Genomic DNA, 21,940 nt, shown 5'->3' with positions numbered 1-21,940 from the left:
GCGGGCAGATGTGAGACTCCCGACCCGGCCGCGTTTCCCGCGCACCCGTGGTCTGTTTCATAGCCCCTTCGGCACGGATCCCGGTGCGTGTTCGCCGATCTCGGTGGCAGAGACCACTCAACGATGAGGACCCCGCGATGAGAAGCATGAAGATCACTGTCGGTGTTCGGCTCGGCGGCGCTTTCGCCATCCTCGGCGTCTTCATCGCGGTGGCGCTCTTCGCCGGTCTGCGGGGGTCGCAGCAGCAGACCGCGGCGCAGGCCCGGATCGGTCGGCTCACGGCGGCCGCGGACCAGGTCCAGCGGGTCCGCCTGTTCGCCGCCGACGTGGCGACCCATGAGGCCATGCTTCTCGGCGGCGCCGGCGCGTACGGCAATGCTGCGGCGGTCGCCGACACCACCGCGGCGCCGGACCGCAAGGCGATCCTCGCCGCGGTCGACGCCGTACCCGCCGACGCGCTGACCCCCGCCGAGCAGACGTCCTGGAAGGACTCGAAGGCCGCCTGGATCGCGCTGTTCACCAGGATCGACGCGCTCACCGCGCAGCTGCGCTCGGACGAGTCGCCGACGGTGCGTACCACCGGCATGGACAGCATCACCAAGGGCCAGGTGAAGCAGGCGTCCGGCGACGTGGTGGCGAGTACCGACAAGGTCCTGGCGTCGGTCCAGGCCCGCGCCGCGGCGATGACCGCCGAGGCCGCCGCCGACCTGCGGACCAACCAGATGTTGCGGCTCGGGGTGACCCTGGGCGTCCTGGTGCTGGCGGTGGTCCTCGCGACCGCGGCGACCCGGTCCGTCACCCGGCCTCTCCGGAAGGTCACCACGGTGCTGCAGCAGGTCACCGACGGTGACCTGACCGTACGGGCCGAGCTGGCCCGCACCGACGAGCTCGGCCAGCTCAGCCGGGCGGTGGACCAGACCGTCGGCGCGTTGCGGCGGCTGGTACGGCAGGTGGCCGGTGGCGCCGAGGCGATGTCCACCGCATCGGTGCAGCTGTCCGCGACCGCGACCCAGATCTCCTCGAACGCGGAGGAGACCAGCGCCCAGGCCGGGCTGGTGTCCGACGGCGCGGGCCGGATCTCCGGCAACGTGCAGACGCTGGCGGTCAGCAGCGAGCAGATGGTGGCGTCGATCCGCGAGATCGCCGAGAACGCGAACCACGCCGTCGGCGTGGCGTCGGAGGCGGTGACGGTCGCCGAGGCGACCATGTCCACGGTCACCCGCCTCGGTGTCTCGTCGCAGGAGGTGGGCGAGGTCGTCAAGACCATCAACATGATCGCCGAGCAGACCAACCTGCTCGCGCTCAACGCGACGATCGAGGCCGCGCGCGCCGGTGAACTCGGCAAGGGCTTCGCGGTCGTCGCCGGTGAGGTCAAGGACCTGGCTCAGGAGACGGCCAAGGCCACCGAGGACATCTCCGCGCGGGTGCTGGCCATCCAGACCGACACCACGGACGCGGTCGCGGCGATCGAGCAGATCACCTCGATCATCAGCCGCGTCAACGACTACCAGACCGTCATCGCGACCGCGGTGGAGGAGCAGACAGCCACCACCGACGACATGACCCGCAACGTCACCGCCGCGGCCGACGGCAGCACCGCCATCGCCGACAACATCGCCGGGGTGGCCGCCGCCGCCACGTCGACCGCGGCCGGCGCCAGCCAGAGCGAACGCGCCGCGTCGGAGCTCGCCCGGATGAGCACGGAGCTGACGACCGCGATCAGCCTGTTCCGCGTCTGACGGCGTCAGCCGGCGATGACCGCGACCGCGGCGTCCACATCAGACAGATCATCCAGTACGGCGTGCGCCCCGGCCCGGGCCAGTTCCGCCGCGCTCGTGGCACCGGTGGCCACGCCCACGGCGACGGCGCCGCAGGCCAGCGCCGCCGCCACGTCGAACGTCGTGTCGCCGATGACGACCGGGTGCACCGGTCCGCCGTACTTCGCGTGGGTGCGTTCGAGGCAGCGCCGCACCAGCGGGGCGCGGGCGACGTCGTCGGCGCCGTACCCGCCGATGTCCATGTCGAACGCCCGGGCCAGGTCGAACGCGCCGACCTTCGCGGCGGCGACGGCGGGGATGTTGCCGGTGACCACGGTCTGCACGACGCCGGGACGCCCGGCCAGCGCCTGCAGCACGTCCCGTACGCCGGGCAGCAGGTGGCCCTGCTCGGCGATGAGGTGCCGGGCGGCGTGCACCTCATCGGCGTAGCGCGTGAAGAAGCCGTCCAGGTGCGGCTCGCAGTCGGCGATGCCGTGCGCCGCGAAGATCTCGGCGGAGATGTCGCGGTCGGTGCGTCCGGCGGTGACCGCCATGGCGCGCCACGCGACGCCGGTGACCGCCGTGAACGCGGTCGCGTACGCCTGGTGCGCGGCCTTGCCGCTGACCAGCAGCGTGCGGTCGATGTCCCACATGACCAGCCGGGTCACGGCTGCGCCAGCCGCCGTTCGATGTGCTCGACCTTCGCGTCCAGTGCGCCGGTGACGCCGGGGCGCACGTCGGCCTTGAGGGTGACGCTGACCCGGGGGGCGTGCGCGGCGACCGCGTCGACTGCCTGCTTGACGACGGCCATCACCTCGTCCCACTCGCCCTCGATCGTGGTGAACATGGCGTCGGTGCGGTTGGGCAGGCCGGAGGCGCGGACCACGCGGACGGCCTCGGCGACCAGGTCGCCCACGGCATCGCCCGCGCCGAGCGGGGTGACGGAGAACGCGACAAGCATGCCGCCATCATTGCAGCCCGTGAGCGACGAACCCTCAGCCGATGATCGGGCGGAACATCCCGGTCGCCACGCTGACCGCCAGGATGGCCCCGGCCAGCACGCCCGCGCCGGCCAGCAGCGCCGCGTCGGCGGCGCGGAAGACCTGCCGCCGCGCGTACGTGCGGGGCACGCCGGAGTCGAAGCCGCGCGCGTCCATCGCCACGGCCAGCCGGGTCCCGCGCCGGATCGCGCCCACCAGCAGCGCGAACGTCGTCGCGGCGAACAGCCGCAGCCGGGCGACCGGGTTGCGGCCCGCGTCGACGCCGCGCGCCCGCCGGGCCAGGGTGAGCATCTGCCATTCGGCGCCCAGCAGCGGCAGCAGCCGGAACGTGGCGAGCGCGCCGATCGCGAAGCGGGGCGGCGCCTTCGCGTTCTGCACCAGTGCGTCCGCGAGGTCCGTCGGGTCGGTGGTGGCGAACACGATGACCCCGGGCAGTGCCACCGCGAAGATGCGCAGCACCAGCGCGAGCGCGGTGCCCAGCACGCCCGTGGTGACCTGCCACCGCCCGACCGCGAACAGCGGCGTCCCGGCCCGCTCGGCGGCGAACAGCACCATCGTCACCAGCACCCCGCCGCCCGCGAGCGCCAGCGGCCAGGCCCGGCGGGCCAGCACCGGGTACCGCATCCCGAACAGCGGCACGGTCGCCAGCTCCACCAGGAGCGCCAGGGCCGGGGTCAGCGGGTCCAGGGTGAGGAACAACGGCAGGGAGAACAGCAGGGCGGCGCCGAGTTTGGCGACCGGGTTGCGGCGGGCCAGCGGCGCGGCCGGGTCGGCGATCGGGGCGAGGGTGAGGCTCACGCGGGGCCCCGGCGCGCGTTCGTGGATCGGCGGTCCCGGGCGGGAGCCGTGGAGGCGGAGTCACGAGGCGGCGGCGCCAGCGCGTGCACCCGGTCGGCGAGGGCGGCCACGAACGCGTCGTCGTGGGTGACCGCCACGATCCCGTGCCCGGCGTCGCGCAGCCGGGCGAGCAGCTCCACCAGCTCGATCCAGGTGCGCCGGTCCTGCCCGAACGTGGGCTCGTCCAGCACCAGCAGCCGCGGTGCGGTGGCCAGGGCGGTCGCCACGCTGAGGCGGCGCGCCTCACCGCCGGAGAGGGTGTGCGGGTTCGCCTCGGCCAGCCGGGTCAACCGCAGCCGGTCCAGCAGCTCGTCCACCGTGGCCGCCACCTCGGCGGCCGGGCGACCGAGGCGGCGCGGGCCCAGCGCCAGCTCGTCGCGGACCCGGGACGTCACGAACTGGTGCTCCGGCTGCTGGAACACCGACCCGATCCGCTGGGTCAGCGCGGCGGCCCGCCACCGGTGCGGGGGCCGCGGGTCGCCGAACGCCTCGACCGTCCCCGATCCCGGCGCCAGCAGCCCACCCAGCAGCAACGCGAGGGTGCTCTTCCCGGCGCCGTTCGGGCCGGTCACGGCGACGACCTCGCCGGCGCGGGCGGTCATGTCGACGGCGGCGAGGCGGCCGGGTACGGCGACCGCTCTCGCCCGTACCCATGGATCGCCCGGTGGGGCTACGGCCCGGCGCGGGGCGACCGGATGGCCCGGCACCCAGACCCCCTGCTCGGCGAGGCGGTCGCCGTGCGCGGCGAAGACCGCCGCGGGCGGCCCGTCGGCGCGGATCCCGCCGCCGGGCTCCAGCACGACCACGCGGTCGACGAGGGGCAGCGCTTCGGCCACCCGATGCTCGACCAGGATCATGGTGGTGTCCGGGTCCAGGGCGCGGGTGATCGCGTCGCGGACCCGGGCGGCGCCGGCGGGGTCCAGGTTGGCGGTCGGCTCGTCGAGCAGCAGCAGGCCGGGGCGCAGGGCCAGCACCCCGGCCAGCGCGAGCCGTTGCTGTTCGCCGCCGGACAGGGCCGCGGTGGGCCGGTCCCTCGGGTACGCGAAACCGACCCGCGCCAGCGCCGCGTCGACCCGTGGCCAGATGTCCTCGGCGGGGACGCCCCGGTTCTCCAGCCCGAACGCGACGTCGTCGCCGCTTCGGGCCATGACGAGCTGGGTCTGCGGGTCCTGGAAGACGATGCCGACGCGTTCGCGGGCCTTGCGCGGGTCCAGGCCGTCGATCTCGACCTCGCCCGCGGCCTGCCCGGAGTCCTCGGGCAGCAGCGCGGCCAGCGCCGCCAGCAGGGTGCTCTTGCCCGCCCCGGACGGGCCGAGCAGGAGCACCCGCTCGCCGTGTGCGATGCGCAGGTCGACGCCGCGTACGGCCGGGGCGCGGCGCCCGGCGTGGCGCCACCCGAACCCGCGCAGGACGACCTCCGCCATCGTTCAGACCAGGGCGCGGTCGCGGCCCGCGCCGAAGCGGTCCAGCACCCCGGTGGGGGCCAGCGCGCGCACCAGCAGCCAGCCGCCGAGCCCGGCGATCACGGTGCTGCTGACGATCGTCAGCAGCGCGTAGGGGATGCGGTAGTTCCACAGCTCGTACGCGACGTTCCAGTAGAAGAAGTCGAACAGCGCGGCACTGGCGCCGGTCAGCGCACCGGCCAGCAGCGCCGTGGGCAGCCGGTACGAGCGGTACCGCAGCGCCGCGAACGCCAGCTCCGCGCCGAGGCCCTGCAGGAACCCCTGCACGATGACGATGGCGCCCCACTGGTCGCCGAGCAGCGCCGAGATGATCGCGGCGAGGGTCTCGGTGAACAGCGACGCGCCGGGCTTGCGGATGATCAGGCCGCTGAGCACGGCGGGCATCAGCCACACGCCGTACAGCAGGGCCTGGGCCGGGGGAAAGAACGCGAAGGCGCCCGCGGTGGCGGCCCACAGCAGGTTCCACGCCCAGAAGACGACACCGAACGTGACGGCGATCACCGATGCGATCACGATGTCGACAGTCCGCCAGCCGCTGGTGGTTTTCATGGTGCCTCCCGGGGGTTCTATCGCGAACCGGCAGGAGGGCGCACGTCGGCGCGGCTGGAGAGACCGAACTCCCTGCGCTGGCATTACCCAGATCAGGTTCGAGGGTCTGCGGGCCGGGCGGCCCGCACTCTCAGCGCTGTGCGCTCCCCTGTCGGATTGCATGTGTTTCGATGACGCTAACACCAGGTCGCAGCGGGGGCCATCGAGGGAGGATCACGCATGGAGGTCGCAGCCCGCGGACTCAGCTTCGACGTGTACGCCGACGGCCCGCCGGACGGTGAGCCGGTGCTGCTGCTGCACGGCTTCCCGCAGGACCACCGCGAGTTCGATCTGATCACGCCGCGACTGCATGCGGCGGGTCTGCGTACGTATGCGGTGGATCAGCGCGGCTACAGCGCGGGTGCCCGCCCGGCCGGGGTGGACGCGTACCGGCTGCCCGAGGCGGCCGCGGACGCCGTGGCGGTGCTGGACGCGCTGGGCTGCGAGTCGGCGCACGTGGTGGGCCACGACTGGGGTGCCCAGGTGGGCTGGCTGCTGGCCGCCGGGCATCCGGAGCGGGTACGCACGTACACGTCGGTGTCGGTGCCGCATCCGCGGGCGCTGGCGATCGCGCTGAAGCGGGAGCTGCGGCAGCGGCTGCGGTTCGCGTACATGGGGGTGTTCCGGGCGGGGTTCGCGGAGCGGCTGATGCTGGCCCGCGACGGCGCGATGCTGCGTTCGATGCTCAAGCCGATCGGCGCCCGCGCGGCCGGGTACGCCGAGGCGATGCGCGAGCCGGGCCGGCTGACCGGCGCCCTGAACTGGTACCGGGCGCTGAGCCGGGGCCAGCTCGCCGGGGTCGGGAAGATCACCGTGCCGACCACGTACGTGTGGGGCGAGGCGGACCCGGTGCTGGGCCGGACGGCGGCGCTGGCCACCGGCGACTGGGTCGAGGCCGACTACCGGCTGGTCGCGTTGCGCCAGGTCGGCCACTGGGTGCCGGAGGAGGCGCCGGAGACGCTGGCCGAGGCGGTGCTGGCCAGGGTGGGCGTTTGATCGCCCACCGGCGCGGGGATGTCTGCGGTAGTTGAGCGTGGGAGGAGCCGATGGCGCCCCAGAAACGCGGGCTGCCGGGCGAGAGCGAGCGGCAGCGCTGGAACCGCAACTTCTCCGACCTGCTGCAGGAGCTGCGGGTGGCGCAGACCGGCGTGCAGATCCTGTTCGCGTTCCTGCTGACGCTGCCGTTCAGCAACGGCTTCCCGCACACGAACCAGTTCCAGCGGGTCGTGTACCTGGTGGCGTTGATCTCGGCGGCGTTCGCGGCCACCCTGCTCATCGCGCCGGTGGCGTTCCACCGGGCCCTGTTCCGTCAGGGCCGCAAACCCGAGCTGGTCCGGTACGCGCACCGCACCGCCTCCGGCGGCCTGGCGTGCATGCTCGTCTCGATGGTCAGCAGCGTGCTGCTGATCACCGACTACCTGCTGAACACCTGGGTCGCGGGGATCCTGACCGGGATCGTCGGCGCCTGGTTCCTCACCTTCTGGGTGGTCGTGCCGTACGTGCGGCACGGCTGGATCGACGACGACGACCTCGACGACGACCGGGCCTTCGTCGAGGACGACGAGGGCTGATCAGCGGCGGGCCGGACGCAACCCGAGGCTGCGCAGTTCCAGGGCGGCCAGCGCGTCCACGGCCTCGGCGTCACCGTCGCGCCAGGACTGGGCGATGTCGGGGCCCAGCCGCACCAGCCGGTCCAGCGGCTGACCGGCCAGCGCGCGCAACGCCAGCAGGTCGCGCCCGGCGGGCTGCTGGCGTACCCGGCTGGCCAGCCCGGCGCGGCGCATCCAGCGCAGCCGCAGCGGCAGCCAGCCGAGCAGCACGAGGGCCAGCGGCAACGCCACCACCGCGAACGCCAGCACGGTGGCCAGCGTGCCGACCAGCTCCTGCTGCTGGCGTCCCGCGTCGGCCAGCGTGCGGGCCGCGTCGGCGGCGCCGCTGAACGGCCGGGTGAGCTGGTCGCCGACCACGGGGACGCGGCCCACCTTGCCGCCCACGTCGGCGAGGTTGTCGGCGATGCTGATGCCCGCACCCTCCAGTTTGGCGCCGGGCACACCCAGCTTCTCGACGGTCGAGTGCACCCAGAACCCGGCGCGGATCCAGGCGTAGACCCACGCCGCGACGAGCAGGTCGGTGACGATCTGGCGGACGACAACTCCGGGCCGGTCGGCATACCACTTCACGCGCGACAGCGTCGCACGAATCCACGGGCCTAGGGCCGGGCGCACTCGGGGCAGGTACCGAAGATCTCGACCGTGTGCGAGACGTCGACGAAGCCGTGCTGGCCCGCGACCCGGTCCGCCCACGCCTCCACGGCCGGGCCCTCGACCTCCACCGCCCGGCCGCACGAGCGGCACACCAGGTGGTGATGGTGGCCCTGGCTGCACCGCCGGTACAGGTGCTCGCCGCCGGGCGGGCGCATCACGTCGATCTCACCGGCGTCGGCCAGCCCCTGCAACGTCCGGTACACGGTGGTGAGGCCGACCCGTTCGCCGCGGTCCTTCAGCATGGCGTGCAGGTCCTGGGCGCTGTGGAAGCCCTCCGCGGCGGCCAGCACCGCGCTGACGGCGCTGCGCTGGCGCGTGTTGCGCACCGCGGTCTGCTCGCCGGTCACGGCGCGCCTTCCTTCGCGTGGCTGACGGCGTCCGCGACGATGTGCGCCACGTGCTCGTCCACAAGCGAGTACGCGATCTCCCGCCCGCGCCGAGCGCCGCGCACCACCCCGGCCCCGCGCAACACCCGCAGGTGCTGCGAGACCAGCGGCTGCGGCGCGCCCAGCTTCTCCACCAGCTCGTGCACGCACCGCTCGCCCGCACCCAGCTCGGCCACGATGGCGACGCGGATCGGCGCGGAGAGCGCCCGCAGCAGCTCCCCGGCCGCCTCGTAGGCCTCGTAACCGGTCGTTGTCGTCACCGCAGCCACGCTACCGCTCATCCGTGCAATACCACGTCGGGTGGTTCGGCGACCCGCTCCGGGGTGGCCGGGGTGGCCCGGCGGCGCAGCGCCCGCCACGTCCCGGCGCCCACGGTCAGCGCGACGAACGCCGCGATCGCCAGGATCACGATGGTCGCGCCGGGCGCGGTGTCGATCGCGCCGGACAGCCACACCCCGCCGGCGGCCGCGCCCACGCCGATGACCATGGCCACGGTCATGGTGGTCCGGAACCCGCTGGTGATCTGCTGGGCGGCGGCCACCGGCACCACCATCAGCGCGCTGACCAGCAGCAGCCCCACGGTGCGCATGGCGATCGTGACGGTCACGGCGGTGGTCACCGCCATCAGCAGATTCAGCGTACGGACGGGCAGGCCGGACACCCGCGCGTACTCCTCGTCGGTGCAGACCGCGAACAGGGCGGGCCGCAACGCCAGCATCGCGACCAGGACGGCGGCGCCAAGACCCGCGATCACCGCGAGGTCCTGCGGCGACGTGGTGACCAGCGACCCGAACAGGTACTGCACGAGGTTGGCGCTGGTGCTGTCCGGCGACAGCCCGACCAGCATGACGCCGCCCGCGATGCCGCCGTAGAAGAGCAGGGCCAGGGCGAGATCGCCGGAGGTGCTCCCGCGCTGGCGGACCAGCTCGACGCCGACGGCCCCGGCCGCGGACACCACCACGGCGGTGATCACGGGGGACTGGTGCAACAGCAGCCCCACCCCGACGCCGGTCAGCGCGACGTGCCCGATCCCGTCGCCGATCAGCGACATCCGCCGCTGCACCAGGTAGACACCGAGCGCCGGGGCGACCAGCCCGATGACCAGCGCGGCCAGCAGCGCCCGCACCATGAAGTCGTAGGCGTACAGGTCCATCAGTTCGCCGCCATCCGGTCGGTGGGCGCCACGCAGATCCCGCCGCGCGGTTCCTCGGCGTGCGGGTGCACGTGGTCGTGGCCCGGGTCGGCGTGGTGGCCCGCGGGTTCGGGGACCGCGCCCTGGTGCGCGATCCGGCCCTCGTGCACCACGACGGCCGTGTCGATCAGCGGCTGCAGCGGCCCCAGCTCGTGCGCCACCAGCAGCACCGTGCCGCCGCCCCCGGCGAAGCGGCCCAGGGTCTGCGCGAACGCCTCCTGGCTGGCCGCGTCCACCCCGGCCGTGGCCTCGTCGAGCACGAGCAGGTCGGGCTGCCCCGTCAGGGCCCGGGCGATGAGGACGCGCTGCTGCTGGCCGCCCGACAGCGTGGCGACCGGGTCGTCCGCCCGGTCGGCCAGCTCCACGTCGGCCAGGGCGGCGCGGACGGCCTCGCGGTCGGCGGCGCGCGGCGGGCGCAGGATGCCCCGGCGGGCCAGCCGCCCCGAGGCGACCACCTCGCCCACGGTGGCCGGGACCCCGCCGGTGACGCCGACGCGCTGCGGCACGTACCCGATCCGGGCCCACTGGCGGAAGCGCTGCTGGGGCACGCCGAACAGGTCGATCTCCCCGCCGGCCAGCGGGACCAGGCGCAGCACCGTACGGATCAGGGTGGACTTGCCTGAGCCGTTGGCGCCGAGGATGGCGACCACGCTGCCGGGCGCCACGTCCAGCGTGACGTCGCGCAGCACGGTACGCCCGCCGTACGCGACAGCGGCGTGCCGCACCGACAGGACGGGGGCGCTCACGACGTGCACCCCAGGCCGGTACGCAGGGCGGTGAGGTTGCGGCGCATCACGGAAAAGTAGTCCTCTCCGGGCTCGGTCAGCCCCTCCAGCGGATCGAGGACGGCGGTCCGGGCGCCGACCTCGCGGGCGACGGTCTCGGCGACCTTCGGGCTGACCAGCGTCTCGAAGAAGATCGTGGTGGTGCCGGTGCGTTCGGCCTCGGCGGCCACGTCCGCCAGCCGTCGCGGCGACGGTTCACCCTCCGGGGTGACGCCGGTGATGCCGACCTGGGTCAGGCCGTACCGCTGGGCCAGGTAGCCGAAGGCGCTGTGGCCGGTGACGATCTCGCGCCGGGCGCAGGTGGCCAGGCCCGCCGCGTACTCGTGGTCGAGCGCGTCCAGGTCGCGGTGCACTGTCGCGGCCCGCGCGGTGTAGTCGGCCGCATGCGCCGGGTCGGCCTGCCCGAGCCGCGCGGCCAGCTGGTCGGCGATGGTGGCGAAGCGCTGCGGGTCGAGCCAGACGTGCGGGTCCATGCCCCCCGACAGCCGGGCGGAGTCCCCGCCGCCGGGCTCCGGGTCGGCTCCGGCCAGCGGCAGCAGCGGCACGGCCGTGGCCGCGTCGAAGGCCCGGCCCCGCGCCTCCAGCGCGACGGCCTGGTCGACGGCGGGCTGGAAACCCTTCAGGTACGCGACCAGGTCGGCGTCGGCGATCGTGGCGACCTGGCGCGGGTTCAGCTCGACGTCGTGCGGTTCGGCGCCCGGTTTGGTGAGGTTGCCGACCGCGGGCGCGTCGGCGATGCGCTGGGCGAGGAACTGCAGCGGGTAGAACGCGGTGACGACGCGCAGCGCTTCGTCCGCCGCGCCGCCCGCCCGGGCGGTGCAGCCGGTGGCCGCGCCGAGGGCGACGACGGCCACGGCGGCGAGCAGGAGCCGGAAACGCGTCACGTAGTCAACTGTGGGTGATAATGACAATGATTGTCAAAAACGCATGAGTGCACCCGTCACAGCGCCTTCGCCAGCGCCACGACCAGCAGCGCGGTCAGCAGCAACACCCGGATCACCCGGGTCGCGGGCGCCTGCACCGGCCAGGTGGTGAACGTCAGCCCCGCCGCCGCGGCGGCCAGCAGCACCAGCAGCGCGGCGCCCACGATCCCCGGCAGGAACAGCCCGGCCAGCAGCAGGACCAGGGCGACGATGAACGCCGTCGTCGGGTTGACAGCGGCGAGCCGGCGGAGCAGCTTCTCGGACGGTGCCACGGCAACCTCATCTGCAGTGCGTACGCTGACGGCCATGCTGGTGCTCAACCGGTTCCTGATCCCCCCGGACACGCAGGACGCCTTCGCCGAGCGGGCCCACGCCGCCCTGGAGGCGCTGGCCGCCCGCCCCGGATACCGCTCCGGCCGGCTGACCCGCGCCCTCGACGACCCCGCCCACTGGACGCTGGTCACCGAGTGGGAATCGGTCGGAGCCTACCGGCGCGCCCTGGGCGATTTCGACGTCAAAATGCGGTCGATCCCGTTGCTCAGCGAATCGATCGACGAACCGTCCGCGTTCGAGACGCTGGCCGACGCGGCCCCCGGTGAGCCGGTGCGGATCACGCCCAGCGACCGGGCCGCGCAGCCCTGGCGCTGAGCACTAGGCTGGGCGCATGACCACGGCGCCCGCGGCCTACCCGCCACCCCCGGCGGGCCCGCCTCCACCCATCGGCGTCGAGATTCCTGCCGCACCGCCGGAGCCGCCACCCGGTCCCGGGGTCTACCCGCCGTTCCCCGCGCCGCCCGTGGAGGGGCGCGGGCGCCGCATCGGCCTCGGTCTGGGCATCGGGGCGGCGGTGGTGGTGCTCGTCTGCGGCGGCGCCTTCGCGGCGGCCGTCGGGCTCGGCGCGGTGATGACCCGGGCGATCAACGAACAGGCCCACGTCGTCATCGGCAAATACTTCGACGCGGTCGAGCAGGGCAAATACGCTGATGCGTACGACATGCAATGCGACAGTGAGAAGCAGCGCCAGAGCAAGGCCGAATTCACCGCGGCGCAGAGCGAAACCGACAAGATCTCGTCGTACGACGTGGGTGACGTCGACCTGACCGCGGTGCAGCTCACCGTGCCGGTCGACGTGACCTACACCGACGGCAGCACCAACCGCCTCGAGGTCTACCTGGATCAGAGCCCCGACACGGGCGCTTTCCAGGTCTGCGGCGTCGAGGAGTAATCTCCTGACTCGTCCAATTCACTAGATCCCCGCCGACAATCCAGCCGGCGTAGGAGGAACATGCCCGCCGACCGTATAGACGCCGTCGTCAGCCTGGCCAAGCGCCGGGGCTTCGTTTTTCCCTCCAGCGAGATCTACGGAGGCACGCGCTCGGCGTGGGACTACGGTCCGCTCGGCGTGGAGCTCAAGGAGAACGTCCGCCGCCAGTGGTGGCGCACCATGGTCCAGCAGCGCGACGACATCGTCGGCCTGGACTCCGCCGTCATCCTGTCCCGTGACGTGTGGGCCGCCTCCGGCCACCTCGACGCGTTCGTCGATCCGCTGACCGAGTGCCAGTCCTGCCACAAGCGGTTCCGCGCGGACCACCTGGAGGAGGCGTACGAGGCCAAGCACGGCAAGGCGCCCGCCTCGCTGCAGGAGCTGAACTGCCCGAACTGCGGCAACAAGGGCACCTTCACCGAGCCGAAGATGTTCAACGGCCTGATGAAGACCTACCTGGGCCCGGTGGAGAGCGACGAGGGCCTGCACTACCTGCGCCCCGAGACCGCCCAGGGCATCTTCGTCAACTACAACAACGTGGCCACGGCCGCCCGTAAGAAGCCGCCGTTCGGCATCGCGCAGGTCGGCAAGAGCTTCCGCAACGAGATCACGCCGGGCAACTTCATCTTCCGTACGCGCGAGTTCGAGCAGATGGAGATGGAGTTCTTCGTCGAGCCCGGCTCCGACGAGACGTGGCACGAGTACTGGCTGCAGGAGCGCTGGAACTGGTACCGCGACCTCGGCCTGTCCGAGGGCAACATGCGGCTGTTCGAGCACCCGAAGGAGAAGCTCTCCCACTACTCGAAGCGCACCGTCGACATCGAGTACAAATTCATGTTCGGCGGCACCGAGTTCGCCGAGCTGGAGGGCATCGCCAACCGCACCGACTTCGACCTCTCCACCCACTCGAAGCACTCCGGCGTCGACCTGTCGTACTTCGACCAGGAGAAGGGCGAGCGCTGGGTGCCGTACGTGATCGAGCCCGCGGCGGGCCTGACCCGCGCGGTGCTGGCCTTCCTGCTGGAGGCGTACGACGAGGACGAGGCGCCCAACACCAAGGGTGGCGTCGACAAGCGTACGGTGATGCGCTTCGACGCCCGGCTGGCCCCGATCAAGGTGGCCGTGCTGCCGCTGTCGCGTAACCCGGAGTTGTCGCCGAAGGCCAAGGAGCTGGCCGCCACGCTGCGCAAGCGGTGGGTCGTGGAGTTCGACGACGCGCAGGCCATCGGCCGCCGCTACCGCCGCCAGGACGAGATCGGTACGCCGTTCTGCGTCACCGTCGACTTCGACACGCTCACGGACAACGCGGTGACCGTCCGGGACCGGGACACGATGCAGCAGGAGCGGGTGTCGCTCGACCAGATCGAGCGCTACCTGATCGACCGCCTCCCCGGCTGCTGAGCGCCGCCCCGCGTGGCCCGGATTCCGCCGGGCCACGCGGGATGGGCATCGTGATCATCGCCCTCGCGTCAGCGTCAGGGACCTGCTCAGGGCTCCATCGCGCGCCACAGGGCGTTCTTGCTCCGTTCCTTGCCGATGAGTTCCACCCTGCCGGCGCTGCGAAGCTTCCGGGGTCATCGACGCCGGTGACGGTGAATCCGGATCGTTCATCCACGCCGAGCAGGAGCAGCCCACCGCTTGAATTGGCGAACGCGCTCAGCGGACTCCCAGAGATCCTGTGGCAAACCCTTCTGCGCTCGTTTCGCCTCGATCGTGGCGGTGTCCGAGCCAACGCGCCGAAGGTCATCTAGCGGGTCGGCAAGTGCCTGAGCGCGTCCATCAGGCTCCCGTCAGTCTAATCGTCAGTTCGTCAGTTCGACTATTGGACTGATGCGGGGCGGGAAGTCAACTGATGAACTGATGGTGGCCTGACGACGGCTGCTCTGCTTGCTGCCGGTACTCCTACGCCGGCGGGCACCCGCTAGCCGAACGGTGGCCGGGTATCGATCTCCATCCAGCGTTCCGGGTGGGCGACCTTCACGAACCCCGCCTTCGCATACACGCCGTGCGCGTCGACCGTGGCAAGCACGACGCGCTTGATGCCGTGACGCCCGGCCCACTCGACGGTCCAGTTGGCCAGCATGGTGCCGAGGCCGCGGCCACGGTGCTCGCGGTCGACGTACACGTCACACAGCCAGGCGAACGTCGCCATGTCGGACACGATGCGGGCCACCGCGACCTGCTGTCCGTCACTGGCGTAGAGGCCGACGGGCACCGAGTTGGCGAATGAGCGCTCGACCACCTCGGCCGTGCGTCCCTTGGCCCAGTAGGCGTCGGTGCTGATCCACCGGACGACATGGTCCAGGTCGAGGTCGGACGGGTCTTCGCTCAGGCGGTAGTCGCTCACCCGTCCATTGTCGCGGCGGAAAGACGATCACGAAGTAGCCAGTCGCGCATCCGTGGCCGCCGGACAGGTCACCCGCACGCCCGTCACACGCCGGCTGGCTGGGTGGTGAGGGTGCCCGCATCCGCGTCGAGGACGGCCGGGACGCCGAGGGCGACGACGGCCTGTTCGTCGCCGTGGCCGATCGGCAGGCCCCCGAGCACCGGAACGCCGAGCGAGCCGAACTGCTCGGCGAGGACCTGCTGCACGGTCGGTGACCTCTCGTCGTCGTCCTCGCACTCGGTGAACTGGCCGAGCGCGACACCCGCCACGCCGTCGAGCCAGCCGGACCGCTTCAGCTGCACGATCGAGCGGTCGACGCGGTACGGCTCCTCGCTCACGTTCTCGATCAGCAGGATCGCACCGGTGAGGTCGAGCCGGTGGCGGGTGCCCACCGTGGTGGCCAGCATGGTCAGGTTGCCGCCGAGCAGGGTTCCTTCCGCACGGCCGGGGACGCGGACGCCGACGGTGTCCTCCTTCTCGTCGGCGGCCACGACGACGGGGTCCGTGGTCATCAGCGCCCGGCGGGCGCCGTCGTGCAGATTCGACAGCCGCGGTCCGTGCACTGTGGACAGCCCTGCCTCGCACCACAGGGCGACGTGCAGCGCGGTGATGTCGGAGAACCCCATGAAGAGCTTGGGATCGGCACGCACCGCGTCGACGTCGAGCCCGTCGACGATGCGCTGCGCGCCGTAGCCGCCGCGCAGGCAGATGACGGCGCGTACCTCCGGATCGCGGAAGGCGGCATTGAGGTCGGCCAGGCGTTCCTCGTCGGTGCCGGCCAGGTAGTAGTGGGTTTTCAGGGCGTTCTCGCCCAGCCGGGGCCGCAGTCCCCAGGCGGCCAGCGCCGACATCGCCGCGGCGGCGCGATCCGCGTGGACCCACCCGGAGGTGCCGACCAGCTGCACGACGTCCCCGGGCCGCAGCGCCGCGGGCCGCAGCAGCGGGTGGCCGATCCTGGACTTCCCGGCGGTGGACGCCGTCCCGCCGTCGGACTGGGTTGCCATCGCGCCAGGCTAATGGAGCGGCCCGCGCTGATGGAGCGGCTCACGTGTGGGGGATGTCTCCGGGCGGACGTGGTGACCGGCCGGTCGGGGAGAATGGCGGGGTGACTCTCGCTGTGACATCCCCGCTGGCCCTCGGGCGGCATGAGGTATGGCCGCCCGTGGTGCTCGCGCCGATGGCCGGCATCACCAATGTCGCCTTTCGCACCCTCTGTCGTGAACAGGGCGGTGGTGTCTACGTCTGCGAGATGATCACGACGCGGGCACTCGTCGAGCGCATCCCCAAGACGCTCAAGATGATCGCGTTCGCCCCGGACGAGGACTTCCGCAGCCTGCAGCTCTACGGCGTCGACCCCGACGTCACCGCGGCCGCCGTGCGGATGGTCGCCGAGGAGGGCCTCGCCGACCACATCGACCTCAACTTCGGCTGCCCCGTACCCAAGGTCACCCGGCGTGGTGGCGGCTCGGCGCTGCCGTGGCGGCGTCGGCTGTTCGGCCGCATCGTCCGGCAGGCCGTCGCGGCGGCCGCGCCCGCCGGCATCCCGGTCACGGTGAAGATGCGCAAGGGCATCGACGACGACCATCTGACGTACGTCGAGGCCGGACTGATCGCGCAGGAGGCGGGCGTCGCCGCGGTGGCCCTGCATGCGCGTACGGCCCAGCAGCGCTACTCCGGCAACGCCGACTGGGATGCCATCGCCACCCTCAAGCAGGCGCTCGACGTGCCCGTGCTCGGCAACGGCGACATCTGGGAGGCCGCCGACGCGATGCGCATGGTGGCGCACACCGGCGCGGACGGGGTGGTGGTGGGTCGCGGCTGCCTGGGCCGCCCGTGGCTGTTCGCGGACCTGTCCGCCGCGTTCGCGGGTACCCCCTCGCAGGCGCTGCCGACCCTCGGCGAGGTCGCAGCGATCATGGCCCGGCACGCCCGCCTGCTGGTGCAGGCACTGGAGGACGAGCGGCACGGCTGCGCCGACTTCCGCAAGCACGTCGCCTGGTACCTGAAGGGCTTCCCGGTCGGCGGGGACCTGCGCCGCAGCCTCGCCATGATCTCGTCGCTGGCCGAGCTGGAGGACCTGCTCGGCAAGCTGGACCCGGAGATCCCGTTCCCGCCGGAGTCGCTCGGCCAGCCGCGCGGCCGGATCAACGCCCCCGGCAAGGTGTCCCTGCCGTACGGCTGGCTGGACAGCCGCGACGACGACACCGTGCCCGACGGCGCCGAGATGGACGACTCCGGTGGCTGACGTTGCGTCGCAGGCCGGGAACCCTGCGTCGAACCTTTCGCATCGGTTGTCGTGAACGGATAGGGTTCGACGGCTGTGAACGACCGTCACCGCCGTACCGCGGCCGCCCTGATCCTGACCGTGGCGCTCGCCGGATGCCAGCCCGGCGCGGCGCCGCGGCCTGCCGTCGGCTCTCCGGCGCCGGTGTCGCCACAGGTCACGGCTTCTCCGTCGGCCGCCGCCGCACCCGCGCCGATCGGCCTCGCCGACCCGAACGCCGGTCGTGCTGCCGGAGCCGAGCTGGGTGAGGCGAGCCCGGTGCCCGGCGCGAGCATCGCCGCGCTGCCCCCGCCGGCCGGCCGGGGCGCGGTACCGCGGGGCACCCTGGCGCCCGTCGTCTTCCACGGGCCCCGCAACCGCAAACGCATCGCGCTCACCTTCGACTCGAACATGACCGACGCGATGCTGCGCCGGCTCGCCGCCCGCAAGGTCAAGTCGTACGCGAACACCGCCGTCGTCGACGAGCTGCAGCGGACCCGTACGCCCGCGACGTTCTTCCTGGCCGGCAAGTGGATCGAGGCGTACCCGGAGCTGACCCGGCGGATCGCCGCCGACCCGCGTTTCGAGCTGGCCAGCCACTCCTGGGCGCACGAGGGGTTCCGGCCCGGCTGCTACGACCTCGGCACCCTCGACCGCGCCGCCATGGCGGCCGACGTCGAACGGTCGTTCCAGGTGATCGGCCGGTTCACCGACCACCCCAGCCGGTACTTCCGGTTCCCGGGCGGTTGCTACGACAAGGCGGCGTTGGCCGCGATCGCCCCGGTGGGCTGCACCGTGGTCGAGTACGACGACGTGTCCGGCGACGCGTTCGGCGCGGATCCGAAGCGCATCGCGGCGGACACGGTGGCGCAGGCCCGGCCCGGCTCCATCGTCGTCCTGCACATCACCGAGGCCAACGCCCCGGAGACCGCCGTCGCGCTGCCCTCGGTCATCAAGCAGCTGCGCGATCGCGGATTCGAACTCGTCACCCTCGGCGAACTACTGGCGTGAACCGTCCATCGGGGACGGCTCTCCCACCCGGTGGACCGGCAGCCACCGGGCGGCCATGAGACCGGTGGCCAGCAACGGCACCGCGCAGCACGCGACCAGCACGGGCACCGGCACGATCGCGGCGCCCGCGCCCACCCCGGCGTAGAGCAGGACCGCGCACACCTCGGCCGCGAACCCGCTCACCGACAGCACCGTCGCCCGGGTCCGGCTGCCGATCACCTCCTGCAGCCGCGTCTCGGTGACCACGATGGCGAACTGCAGCGCCCCGAACGCCACCGCGATCGGCACCATGCCCGCCAGCTGCCGGCTGAGCGCACCGGCCGCCAGCAGCGCGGCGGCCCCGGTCAGCACCGCCGCCAGACGGCGCGGTCCGATCGCCGCCCACCGGCCGGCCAGCGCGCTGCCCGCCGCCATGCCCAGCGCGGGCAGCGCGAACAGCAACGGCACCAGAGCGGTCGGTGCGCCGGCGGTACGGGACAACAGCGGCAGGTACTCGTCGAGCGCGGTGAACCCCGGCACCAGCGCCGCGAGGGCCACGGTCCGGGCGACGAAACGGCTGCCCCGTACCTCCCGCAGGCCCGTGGCGAGCGTGGCGGCGTACCCGCGCACGCCGCCGAACTCGTCGGACGACTCCCGGCGCGGCATCTCCGGCAACCCGAGCGCGAGCCACCCACCCACCACGGGCACTGCGACGCTGAGCGCACCGACCAGCGGGTAGCCGCCGAGCGCGTACGCGGGGGAGGCCAGGGTGGTGGCCGCGAGCATGGCCAGGATCCCGACCGTGCCCGCGCGACCCGTCACCCGGGCGTACGCGTCGTCGGCGCCGACCGCGGCCAGCTCGTCGTAGACCAGCGCCTCCAGGGTGCCGGACTGCATCGCCCCGCCGACGCCCCACAACACGAAACCCAGGGCGAAGCCGGGGTACGCGGGCCACAGCGTCCAGGTGGCGTACCCCGCGGCGATCAGGAAGGAGCCCAGCGCGTAGAGGCGGCGGCGCGACCAGGCGTCGGCCCATGCACCGGACGGGACCTCGCAGACGAACGACACGACCGACCAGATCACGAACAACGACGAGATCTGGGCCGTGGACAGCCCGGCGTCGGCGAACAGCAGCGCGTACAGCGGGTAGAGGAGGATGCCCTCCTCGCATCCGCGGACCGCGTACAGGCGCCGGGTCAGGGACTGGGCGGCGCGGCCGCCCTCAGGTCAATTCGGGTGTCGCGTGGCGTCGGCCATGCCGCGACCATCGCACCGCCCGGGCCGTACCGTCAACCGGCATTTCCCCGGTCAGTGCGCTCGCCGTCATCGCCCGCCCCGGGCCGGTCGGCTCACACGTCGAGCTCGGCCTCGATGCGCCGGAGCTGGTGGCGGGCCAGCGCCAGGTTGGAGCGGTCGCGGCGCAGGGCCACGTACAGGAAGAGGCCCTTGCCGCCGCGGCCGGTCAGCGGCCTGATCATGTGGTACTGCGTGTCCAGCGTGATGAGGATGTCCTCGATCGTCTCGGAGAGGTTGAGCATCTCCATCGCACGCAGCTTCGCGCGTACCACGTCCGTGTTGCCCGCGGCGGCGACCGTCAGGTCGAGGTCCTTGCCGCCGCCGAGGGTCCCCAGGGCCATGCCGCTGGTGTGGTCCACCAGGGCGACGCCGATGGTGCCGTCGATGTCCATGATCTCTTTGAGGGCGGTGTCCATGTCAGCCACGGTGTTGCCTCCGTCGGGGAAGGGGTGCGGTCGCGCCGGTCCTTGGTGCCGGCGGCGCCGGGTGGTGCGGTGCTGTGTCATCGGGCTCCGTCACCGCAGCGCCCTCAGCGCGCTGCGGATGCGCTTCAGCAGGAGCTCGTCGGCGCCGGTCGGCTCCGCCGTCGCGCCGCCGCCCAGCTCCGCGGGTAGCCGGGCGCCCGGTTCCCGCCGGGCCAGGTCCGGCGGCGGCACCCGTGAGCCGTCCTGCGGCGCGTGGATCCCGCGGACGACGGCGGCCGGGATCCGTGCGGTCGGGTGCTCGTCCGGCACGGCGGTGATCGGCCGGTCGGCGGGCACCGCGGCGCTTCCGCGGTCGGCGGCGACGATCGGCCGGGTGACGTCCACGGCGGCACCCCGGACCGGGGGCAGCCGGACGAACTCCGGGCGCCCCGCCGGGCGTTCCGGCGGCACCGGCACCTCCAGCAGCCCGAGCGCGCCGAGCCGGCGCAGTTCCTGGACCGTCGCGTAGCCCGCCCGGCCGAGCAGCTGAGCCAGGTCGGCCGGGGTGCGCTGGCCGTCCGCGTGCACGATCAGCTCCCACTGCGGCGCGGTCAGCCAGACCCGTTCGACGCCGAGCCGGGTCGCCAGGGTCACCGGCGCCGAGTCGATCTGCGGGTACGGGAAGATCTCATCGAGCAGCCGCTGCCGCCGCTGGGACTCGTGCTCCATCGCGCCCGCGTCGATCCACACCACCGCGCCCAGCCAGTGCACCTGCCCGGCCACGAACTCGACCCCACTCGCCACCGGGCCCAGCGCGAAGTACGCCGCGTCGTACGTCGCGCCGTGCACGCACAGCTCCAGCTCCCCCCGGGTGAGATGGCCCTGGTCGAGCAGCAGCTGTCCGACCCGCGCCGCCGCGGTCCCGAGGTCGAGCGCGCTCTGCCAGGTGCGCGCCGCGAGGCGACCCGAGGCGGTCAGCAGCTCACCCACGCCGGGCGCGGCGGGTGACTCCGCGTACGTGACGACCCCGTCGGTGAGGTAGAGCGTGCCGCCCGGACGGCCCGTGACGACCAGCGCGCCGGTCCACCGCTCGGCGGCGGCCGTCCGCAGCAGCCGTCCGGGCGCCGCGGTCTCGGCCATCGGGGTCTCTCCTGTCCGTTCTGTCATCGGGACCGGGCTCAGGTGACGACCAGGTCGTGGGCGAGCCGCTGCATCAGGCGCCGCGCCACCGCGAGGTTGCCGTGCACGCGGTCCAGCCACACGTACAGCACCAGCCGGCTGTCGAAGTCGGTTTGCACGGGGCGCAGCAGGTGGTATCCCACGGCGGTGGTGATAATCAGGTCTTCCAGCAGGTCATTCGGTACGGCGGACACGAACAGCGACCGGCTGTTGGCCGCCTGCAGCACCTCGGCCGTGCCCGCCGCCGTGGCGTGGTGATCGGAGTTGGGTGCCGCGCCGGTGGTGGCGACCGGAAACCCCGTGGTGTAGTCGACGATGCCGGCGCCGATCGCGCCCGGAATCGCCATGGCCTCCCGCAGACAGTTGTCGACGCCGGGCACATCTCTCCTCAGCCCAAGCTCCCGCCGTTCCCCCTGCTCCGGCCGCCGGCGGGAGGTCCGGGCGTGGATGGCGCCCTCGGCCGTGCTCCTGCGCGGGCCATCCTCTTGCCACCCGCCGGACGCCAGTCGCACCCGCTGTGCGTCACCGGCCGTGACCGCCACGGCGGGCGCTGCCGGGCCGTGGCGCGTAGCATGATCTCCACCTTCGAGACGGGAGGAGCCGCATGGCCAGCCACTGGGAACAGGTCGTCGTGGACTCGGAGGATCCCGCACGCCTGGCGCGCTGGTGGGCGGAGGCGCTCGGCTACCAGATCGTCCACGAGGAACCGGACGAGGTGGAGATCCGCCGTACCCCGGATGCCCTGCCCGGGCTGCTGTTCCTCACCGTGCCGGACGGGAAGACGACAAAGAACCGGATCCATCTCGACCTGCGCCCCGACGACCAGGAGGCCGAGGTCGAGCGGCTCGTCGACATGGGCGCCCGGCCGGTCGACATCGGCCAGGGTGAGCAGACCTGGGTCGTGCTGGCCGACCCGGAGGGCAACGAGTTCTGCGTGCTGCGTGCCCGGACGCCCTAGTCTC

General features: G+C 72.9%; 27 protein-coding genes and 1 riboswitch. Of the genes, 9 read left to right on the top strand and 18 right to left on the bottom strand.

Annotated features, from left to right (window positions below; translation table 11 throughout):
* The first annotated feature begins 137 nt into the window (after nt 1-137).
* Entirely contained in the window at nt 138-1,739 is a 1,602-nt protein-coding gene (locus ACMCNN_RS22795) for a methyl-accepting chemotaxis protein (protein ID WP_412742548.1), read from the top strand.
* 5 nt (nt 1,740-1,744) lie between these two features.
* On the opposite strand, the gene ACMCNN_RS22790 is transcribed toward ACMCNN_RS22795, so the two are convergent.
* The 5 genes from ACMCNN_RS22790 to ACMCNN_RS22770 are packed head-to-tail and all read right to left on the bottom strand — an operon-like array spanning nt 1,745 to nt 5,607.
* Nucleotides 1,745-2,425 (bottom strand): HAD family hydrolase, encoded by a 681-nt coding sequence (locus ACMCNN_RS22790; RefSeq protein WP_412742547.1) that lies wholly within the window; start codon nt 2,423-2,425, stop codon nt 1,745-1,747.
* Nucleotides 2,422-2,718, bottom strand: coding sequence for an MTH1187 family thiamine-binding protein (locus ACMCNN_RS22785; RefSeq protein WP_412742546.1), 297 nt, complete (start codon nt 2,716-2,718; stop codon nt 2,422-2,424). Before ACMCNN_RS22785 ends, ACMCNN_RS22790 begins: the two co-directional genes overlap by 4 nt.
* A gap of 34 nt (nt 2,719-2,752) precedes the next feature.
* Nucleotides 2,753-3,556, bottom strand: a complete 804-nt coding sequence (locus ACMCNN_RS22780; RefSeq protein WP_412742545.1) for an energy-coupling factor transporter transmembrane component T family protein — start codon at nt 3,554-3,556, stop codon at nt 2,753-2,755.
* Nucleotides 3,553-5,019: an ABC transporter ATP-binding protein gene (locus tag ACMCNN_RS22775; protein WP_412742544.1), complete on the bottom strand. Its 1,467-nt coding sequence runs from the start codon at nt 5,017-5,019 to the stop codon at nt 3,553-3,555. The genes ACMCNN_RS22780 and ACMCNN_RS22775 overlap by 4 nt, the downstream gene beginning before the upstream one ends.
* 3 nt (nt 5,020-5,022) lie before the next feature.
* Nucleotides 5,023-5,607 (bottom strand): ECF transporter S component, encoded by a 585-nt coding sequence (locus tag ACMCNN_RS22770; protein ID WP_412742543.1) that lies wholly within the window; start codon nt 5,605-5,607, stop codon nt 5,023-5,025.
* 51 nt (nt 5,608-5,658) lie between these two features.
* A riboswitch (TPP riboswitch) is annotated at nt 5,659-5,767 on the bottom strand.
* A 59-nt stretch (nt 5,768-5,826) separates the two neighbouring features.
* On the opposite strand from ACMCNN_RS22770, the gene ACMCNN_RS22765 reads away from it, so the two are divergent.
* Nucleotides 5,827-6,642, top strand: a complete 816-nt coding sequence (locus tag ACMCNN_RS22765) for an alpha/beta fold hydrolase (RefSeq protein WP_412742542.1) — start codon at nt 5,827-5,829, stop codon at nt 6,640-6,642.
* Nucleotides 6,643-6,692: 50 nt separating this feature from the next.
* Entirely contained in the window at nt 6,693-7,217 is a 525-nt protein-coding gene (locus ACMCNN_RS22760; RefSeq protein WP_412742541.1) for a DUF6328 family protein, read from the top strand.
* Here ACMCNN_RS22760 and ACMCNN_RS22755 read toward each other — a convergent pair whose 3' ends face one another.
* The 7 genes from ACMCNN_RS22755 to ACMCNN_RS22725 are packed head-to-tail and all read right to left on the bottom strand — an operon-like array spanning nt 7,218 to nt 11,468.
* A complete protein-coding gene (locus ACMCNN_RS22755; RefSeq protein WP_412742540.1) occupies nt 7,218-7,826 on the bottom strand; it encodes a hypothetical protein in 609 nt (202 codons plus the stop codon).
* Nucleotides 7,827-7,855: 29 nt separating this feature from the next.
* A complete protein-coding gene (locus ACMCNN_RS22750; RefSeq protein WP_412742539.1) occupies nt 7,856-8,257 on the bottom strand; it encodes a Fur family transcriptional regulator in 402 nt (133 codons plus the stop codon).
* Nucleotides 8,254-8,556 (bottom strand): ArsR/SmtB family transcription factor, encoded by a 303-nt coding sequence (locus ACMCNN_RS22745; RefSeq protein WP_130511222.1) that lies wholly within the window; start codon nt 8,554-8,556, stop codon nt 8,254-8,256. Before ACMCNN_RS22745 ends, ACMCNN_RS22750 begins: the two co-directional genes overlap by 4 nt.
* Before the next feature lie 17 nt (nt 8,557-8,573).
* Nucleotides 8,574-9,449 (bottom strand): metal ABC transporter permease, encoded by an 876-nt coding sequence (locus ACMCNN_RS22740; protein ID WP_412742538.1) that lies wholly within the window; start codon nt 9,447-9,449, stop codon nt 8,574-8,576.
* Nucleotides 9,449-10,234, bottom strand: coding sequence for a metal ABC transporter ATP-binding protein (locus ACMCNN_RS22735; RefSeq protein ID WP_412742537.1), 786 nt, complete (start codon nt 10,232-10,234; stop codon nt 9,449-9,451). Before ACMCNN_RS22735 ends, ACMCNN_RS22740 begins: the two co-directional genes overlap by 1 nt.
* The gene (locus ACMCNN_RS22730) at nt 10,231-11,157 is read right to left on the bottom strand and encodes a metal ABC transporter substrate-binding protein (protein WP_412742536.1); all 927 of its coding nucleotides are present in this window, start codon (nt 11,155-11,157) and stop codon (nt 10,231-10,233) included. The genes ACMCNN_RS22735 and ACMCNN_RS22730 overlap by 4 nt, the downstream gene beginning before the upstream one ends.
* 56 nt (nt 11,158-11,213) lie before the next feature.
* On the bottom strand, nt 11,214-11,468 hold the full coding sequence (locus tag ACMCNN_RS22725) for a DUF6703 family protein (protein ID WP_412742535.1): 255 nt from the start codon (nt 11,466-11,468) through the stop codon (nt 11,214-11,216).
* 34 nt (nt 11,469-11,502) lie between these two features.
* Between ACMCNN_RS22725 and ACMCNN_RS22720 the strand changes: the two genes are divergently transcribed.
* Genes ACMCNN_RS22720 through ACMCNN_RS22710 form a run of 3 tightly spaced genes read left to right on the top strand, consistent with a single transcriptional unit; the run spans nt 11,503 to nt 13,861 of the window.
* Nucleotides 11,503-11,844, top strand: a complete 342-nt coding sequence (locus ACMCNN_RS22720) for an antibiotic biosynthesis monooxygenase family protein (protein WP_412747246.1) — start codon at nt 11,503-11,505, stop codon at nt 11,842-11,844.
* 16 nt (nt 11,845-11,860) lie between these two features.
* Entirely contained in the window at nt 11,861-12,421 is a 561-nt protein-coding gene (locus tag ACMCNN_RS22715; protein ID WP_412742534.1) for a hypothetical protein, read from the top strand.
* Between the two features lie 60 nt (nt 12,422-12,481).
* The gene (locus ACMCNN_RS22710) at nt 12,482-13,861 is read left to right on the top strand and encodes a glycine--tRNA ligase (RefSeq protein WP_412742533.1); all 1,380 of its coding nucleotides are present in this window, start codon (nt 12,482-12,484) and stop codon (nt 13,859-13,861) included.
* Between the two features lie 520 nt (nt 13,862-14,381).
* Here ACMCNN_RS22710 and ACMCNN_RS22705 read toward each other — a convergent pair.
* A complete protein-coding gene (locus tag ACMCNN_RS22705; RefSeq protein WP_412742532.1) occupies nt 14,382-14,807 on the bottom strand; it encodes a GNAT family N-acetyltransferase in 426 nt (141 codons plus the stop codon).
* 83 nt (nt 14,808-14,890) lie between these two features.
* A complete protein-coding gene (locus ACMCNN_RS22700) occupies nt 14,891-15,850 on the bottom strand; it encodes a S66 peptidase family protein (protein ID WP_412742531.1) in 960 nt (319 codons plus the stop codon).
* A 101-nt stretch (nt 15,851-15,951) separates the two neighbouring features.
* Here ACMCNN_RS22700 and dusB point away from each other — a divergent pair, with 101 nt between their 5' ends.
* Both dusB and ACMCNN_RS22690 read left to right on the top strand, forming a co-directional pair.
* A complete protein-coding gene (dusB, locus tag ACMCNN_RS22695) occupies nt 15,952-17,091 on the top strand; it encodes a tRNA dihydrouridine synthase DusB (RefSeq protein ID WP_412742530.1) in 1,140 nt (379 codons plus the stop codon).
* A 75-nt stretch (nt 17,092-17,166) separates the two neighbouring features.
* Nucleotides 17,167-18,120: a polysaccharide deacetylase family protein gene (locus ACMCNN_RS22690; protein ID WP_412742529.1), complete on the top strand. Its 954-nt coding sequence runs from the start codon at nt 17,167-17,169 to the stop codon at nt 18,118-18,120.
* On the opposite strand, the gene ACMCNN_RS22685 is transcribed toward ACMCNN_RS22690, so the two are convergent.
* The 4 genes from ACMCNN_RS22685 to ACMCNN_RS22670 all read right to left on the bottom strand — a co-directional run bounded on the left by ACMCNN_RS22685 (nt 18,109) and on the right by ACMCNN_RS22670 (nt 21,358).
* Nucleotides 18,109-19,242 carry an MFS transporter gene (locus ACMCNN_RS22685; RefSeq protein WP_412747245.1) on the bottom strand — a complete coding sequence of 378 codons (1,134 nt, stop codon included), beginning with the start codon at nt 19,240-19,242 and terminating at the stop codon, nt 18,109-18,111. The genes ACMCNN_RS22690 and ACMCNN_RS22685 overlap by 12 nt on opposite strands.
* A 206-nt stretch (nt 19,243-19,448) precedes the next feature.
* The gene (locus tag ACMCNN_RS22680) at nt 19,449-19,820 is read right to left on the bottom strand and encodes a hypothetical protein (protein WP_412742528.1); all 372 of its coding nucleotides are present in this window, start codon (nt 19,818-19,820) and stop codon (nt 19,449-19,451) included.
* A 90-nt stretch (nt 19,821-19,910) separates the two neighbouring features.
* Complete coding sequence (locus ACMCNN_RS22675; protein ID WP_412742527.1) at nt 19,911-20,939, bottom strand: DUF4388 domain-containing protein; 1,029 nt, start codon at nt 20,937-20,939, stop codon at nt 19,911-19,913.
* Between the two features lie 38 nt (nt 20,940-20,977).
* Nucleotides 20,978-21,358 carry a hypothetical protein gene (locus ACMCNN_RS22670; RefSeq protein ID WP_412742526.1) on the bottom strand — a complete coding sequence of 127 codons (381 nt, stop codon included), beginning with the start codon at nt 21,356-21,358 and terminating at the stop codon, nt 20,978-20,980.
* Between the two features lie 224 nt (nt 21,359-21,582).
* Here ACMCNN_RS22670 and ACMCNN_RS22665 point away from each other — a divergent pair, with 224 nt between their 5' ends.
* Nucleotides 21,583-21,936 carry a VOC family protein gene (locus tag ACMCNN_RS22665; RefSeq protein ID WP_412742525.1) on the top strand — a complete coding sequence of 118 codons (354 nt, stop codon included), beginning with the start codon at nt 21,583-21,585 and terminating at the stop codon, nt 21,934-21,936.
* Nucleotides 21,937-21,940: the final 4 nt, after the last annotated feature.

It is taken from the genome of Krasilnikovia sp. MM14-A1004 (genome assembly GCF_047159485.1).
In the GTDB taxonomy this organism is placed as follows: domain Bacteria; phylum Actinomycetota; class Actinomycetes; order Mycobacteriales; family Micromonosporaceae; genus Actinoplanes.
Note: the sequence above shows the minus strand (reverse complement) of the source record. Positions and strands in the feature narration are given on the sequence as shown.

Coding starts and splice junctions, on each gene's coding strand:
- ACMCNN_RS22715 (WP_412742534.1), top strand. CDS start 11,861: ATGACCACGGCGCCCGCGGCCTACCCGCCACCCCCGGCGGGCCCGCCT.
- ACMCNN_RS22700 (WP_412742531.1), bottom strand. CDS start 15,850: ATGGCAACCCAGTCCGACGGCGGGACGGCGTCCACCGCCGGGAAGTCC.
- ACMCNN_RS22770 (WP_412742543.1), bottom strand. CDS start 5,607: ATGAAAACCACCAGCGGCTGGCGGACTGTCGACATCGTGATCGCATCG.
- ACMCNN_RS22710 (WP_412742533.1), top strand. CDS start 12,482: ATGCCCGCCGACCGTATAGACGCCGTCGTCAGCCTGGCCAAGCGCCGG.
- ACMCNN_RS22795 (WP_412742548.1), top strand. CDS start 138: ATGAGAAGCATGAAGATCACTGTCGGTGTTCGGCTCGGCGGCGCTTTC.
- ACMCNN_RS22785 (WP_412742546.1), bottom strand. CDS start 2,718: ATGCTTGTCGCGTTCTCCGTCACCCCGCTCGGCGCGGGCGATGCCGTG.
- ACMCNN_RS22775 (WP_412742544.1), bottom strand. CDS start 5,019: ATGGCGGAGGTCGTCCTGCGCGGGTTCGGGTGGCGCCACGCCGGGCGC.
- ACMCNN_RS22760 (WP_412742541.1), top strand. CDS start 6,693: ATGGCGCCCCAGAAACGCGGGCTGCCGGGCGAGAGCGAGCGGCAGCGC.
- ACMCNN_RS22740 (WP_412742538.1), bottom strand. CDS start 9,449: ATGGACCTGTACGCCTACGACTTCATGGTGCGGGCGCTGCTGGCCGCG.
- ACMCNN_RS22720 (WP_412747246.1), top strand. CDS start 11,503: ATGCTGGTGCTCAACCGGTTCCTGATCCCCCCGGACACGCAGGACGCC.
- ACMCNN_RS22665 (WP_412742525.1), top strand. CDS start 21,583: ATGGCCAGCCACTGGGAACAGGTCGTCGTGGACTCGGAGGATCCCGCA.
- ACMCNN_RS22675 (WP_412742527.1), bottom strand. CDS start 20,939: ATGGCCGAGACCGCGGCGCCCGGACGGCTGCTGCGGACGGCCGCCGCC.
- ACMCNN_RS22765 (WP_412742542.1), top strand. CDS start 5,827: ATGGAGGTCGCAGCCCGCGGACTCAGCTTCGACGTGTACGCCGACGGC.